Raw genomic sequence first — 3,286 nt, forward strand, 5'->3', positions numbered from 1 at the left:
AAGTTCATTAAAATAGAGAGATCCTGAACTAAATTCAGGAGCCAGGAAATTTTAGAAGTTGAGTTTGTTGCGAGTTTTAAGGACTCATAACTCATAACTAATAACTCATAACTAAAACATGGGGAATTAGCTCAGCTGGCTAGAGCGCCTGCCTTGCACGCAGGAGGTCATCGGTTCGACTCCGATATTCTCCACCAAAGTTCCCGCGCATGCGGGAATCTCATGTGGTTAGTTCTTAATTTACTTAAGAGTTAGCTAGGATGAGATCTCCAATCAAGTTGGAGATTGTAAAGTTCATTGACATATTGAATAATAAAGCAATTTAAAAATACCGTATTTACCTAGTGATAGGTAAGTGCGAAGTACAATTGAATCGAGCATTATTAGAATTTTAAAAATATAGATAAGCTTAAGGAAGGGCGTATGGGGAATGCCTAGGCTCTCAGAGGCGAAGAAGGACGTGATAAGCTGCGAAAAGCTGCGGGGACAGGCACATACTGATTGATCCGCAGATATCCGAATGGGGTAACCCGGCATGTTGAAGACATGTCATGCCGTAAGGCAAGCGAACCCGGAGAACTGAAACATCTAAGTACCCGGAGGAGAAGAAAACAATAGTGATTCCGCTAGTAGTGGCGAGCGAACGCGGATTAGCCCAAACCTATGTTGTTACGGCAGCATAGGGGTTGTAGGACTACGACATTTGATGCATTATGAATTAGAAGCAGTTGGAAAGCTGTGCCATAGACGGTGATAGCCCGGTATAGGTAAGTAATGTTATTGATAGTAGTATCCTGAGTAGTGCGGGGCACGTGAAACCCTGTATGAATTTGGCGGGACCATCCGCTAAGGCTAAATACTCCTGAGAGACCGATAGTGAACCAGTACCGTGAGGGAAAGGTGAAAAGAACCCTGAATAAGGGAGTGAAATAGATCCTGAAACCATACGCCTACAAGCGGTCGGAGCCCCCAACTTGTTGGGGGTGACGGCGTGCCTTTTGCATAATGAGCCTACGAGTTACTATATCTAGCAAGGTTAATCTGTTAAGCAGAGCAGCCGTAGCGAAAGCGAGTCTGAATAGGGCGCTATAGTTAGGTGGAGTAGACGCGAAACCGTGTGATCTACCCATGGGCAGGTTGAAGCTTTGTTAACCCAAAGTGGAGGACCGAACCCGTTGACGTTGAAAAGTCTTGGGATGACCTGTGGGTAGGGGTGAAAGGCCAATCAAACTCGGAAATAGCTCGTACTCCCCGAAATGCATTTAGGTGCAGCGTTGTAATATAAGTTTTATAGAGGTAGAGCTACTGATTGGATGCGGGGGTTTCACCACCTACCAATTCCTGACAAACTCCGAATGCTATAAAATGATGTACAGCAGTGAGGGCATGGGTGCTAAGGTCCATGTCCGAGAGGGAAAGAACCCAGATCATCAGCTAAGGTCCCCAAATGTATATTAAGTTGACCAAACGAGGTTGGATTGCATAGACAGCTAGGATGTTGGCTTGGAAGCAGCCATTCATTTAAAGAGTGCGTAACAGCTCACTAGTCGAGCGATCCGGCATGGATAATAATCGGGCATAAATATACTACCGAAGCTATGACTTCTATTTTATAATAGAGGGGTAGGGGAGCATTGTAATTGAGTTGAAGGTGAACTGCGAGGTTTGCTGGATCGGTTACAAAAGCAAATGTAGGCATAAGTAACGATAAGGGGTGCGAGAAACACCCCCACCGAAAGACTAAGGTTTCCTCAGCTATGCTAATCAGCTGAGGGTTAGTCGGGACCTAACGCGAACCCGAAAGGGGTAGTGGATGGCCAAGCAGTTAATATTCTGCTACTTGTTTATAGATAAAAGTGACGGAGTAGAGAAGTTGGTGCGTACGGACAGAATAGTACGTTGAACCATTTGTTAAGGATGGGATAGTACACAGAAGCTACGGCGGACGTGATAATCCAGTGTATCTACTTCCAAGAAAAGCGATATAAACAACCCGTACCCTAAACCGACACAGGTAGTTGGGAAGAGAATTCTAAGGTGCTCGAGAGATTCATGGCTAAGGAACTAGGCAAAATGGGCCCGTAACTTCGGGAGAAGGGTCGCCCCCACCTTGGTGGGGGCCGCAGTGAATAGGTCCAGGCGACTGTTTATCAAAAACACAGGGCTCTGCAAAATAGCAATATGACGTATAGGGCCTGACACCTGCCCGGTGCCGGAAGGTTAAGAGGAGATGTTAGATTTATCGAAGCATTGAATTGAAGCCCCGGTAAACGGCGGCCGTAACTATAACGGTCCTAAGGTAGCGAAATTCCTTGTCGGGTAAGTTCCGACCTGCACGAATGGTGTAACGATCTGGACACTGTCTCAGCCATGACCTCGGTGAAATTGTAGTATCGGTGAAGATGCCGATTACCCGCTACGGGACGAAAAGACCCCGTGAACCTTTACTATAGCTTAGTATTGACTTTGGATAAGTGATGTGTAGGATAGGTGGGAGACTTTGAAGCTGTGTCGCCAGGCATGGTGGAGTCGTCCTTGAAATACCACCCTTTACTTATTTGAAGCCTAACTCAGAGATGAGGACAGTGCTTGGTGGGTAGTTTGACTGGGGTGGTCGCCTCCAAAAGAGTAACGGAGGCTTCTAAAGGTTCCCTCAGCACGCTTGGTAACCGTGCGTAGAGTGCAATGGCAAAAGGGAGCTTGACTGAGAGACCTACAAGTCGATCAGGTACGAAAGTAGAGCATAGTGATCCGGTGGTTCCGCATGGAAGGGCCATCGCTCAAAGGATAAAAGGTACTCCGGGGATAACAGGCTGATCTCCCCCAAGAGCTCACATCGACGGGGGGGTTTGGCACCTCGATGTCGGCTCGTCACATCCTGGGGCTGGAGAAGGTCCCAAGGGTTGGGCTGTTCGCCCATTAAAGTGGCACGCGAGCTGGGTTCAGAACGTCGTGAGACAGTTCGGTCTCTATCTGTAGTGGGCGTAAGAAATTTGAGTGGATCTGACTCTAGTACGAGAGGACCGAGTTGGACAAACCTCTGGTGTATCTGTTGTTCTGCTAAGGGCATTGCAGAGTAGCTACGTTTGGAAGGGATAAGCGCTGAAAGCATATAAGCGCGAAACCCACCACAAGATGAGATTTCTTTAAAGGGTCGTGAGAGACGATCACGTTGATAGGTCACAGGTGTAAAGGCAGTAATGTCATAGCCAAGTGATACTAATAACCCGTATGAGCTTATCGCTCAAGATTTTTAAAATCTACAAGTGCTCGATTCAAGAGCGTA

Annotated in this window: 1 tRNA gene and 1 rRNA gene; both read left to right on the forward strand. The window is 47.0% G+C overall.

Features of this window, described 5'->3' with window-relative positions:
• Positions 1 to 120: 120 nt before the first annotated feature.
• A tRNA-Ala gene (locus ABD000_RS04580) sits at positions 121 to 197 on the forward strand.
• A 205-nt stretch (positions 198 to 402) separates the two neighbouring features.
• A 23S ribosomal RNA gene (locus tag ABD000_RS04585) occupies positions 403 to 3,244 on the forward strand.
• The last annotated feature ends 42 nt before the right edge of the window (positions 3,245 to 3,286 follow it).

The sequence above is a fragment of the Gangjinia marincola genome (assembly GCF_039523415.1).
Classification (GTDB): domain Bacteria; phylum Bacteroidota; class Bacteroidia; order Flavobacteriales; family Flavobacteriaceae; genus Gangjinia; species Gangjinia marincola.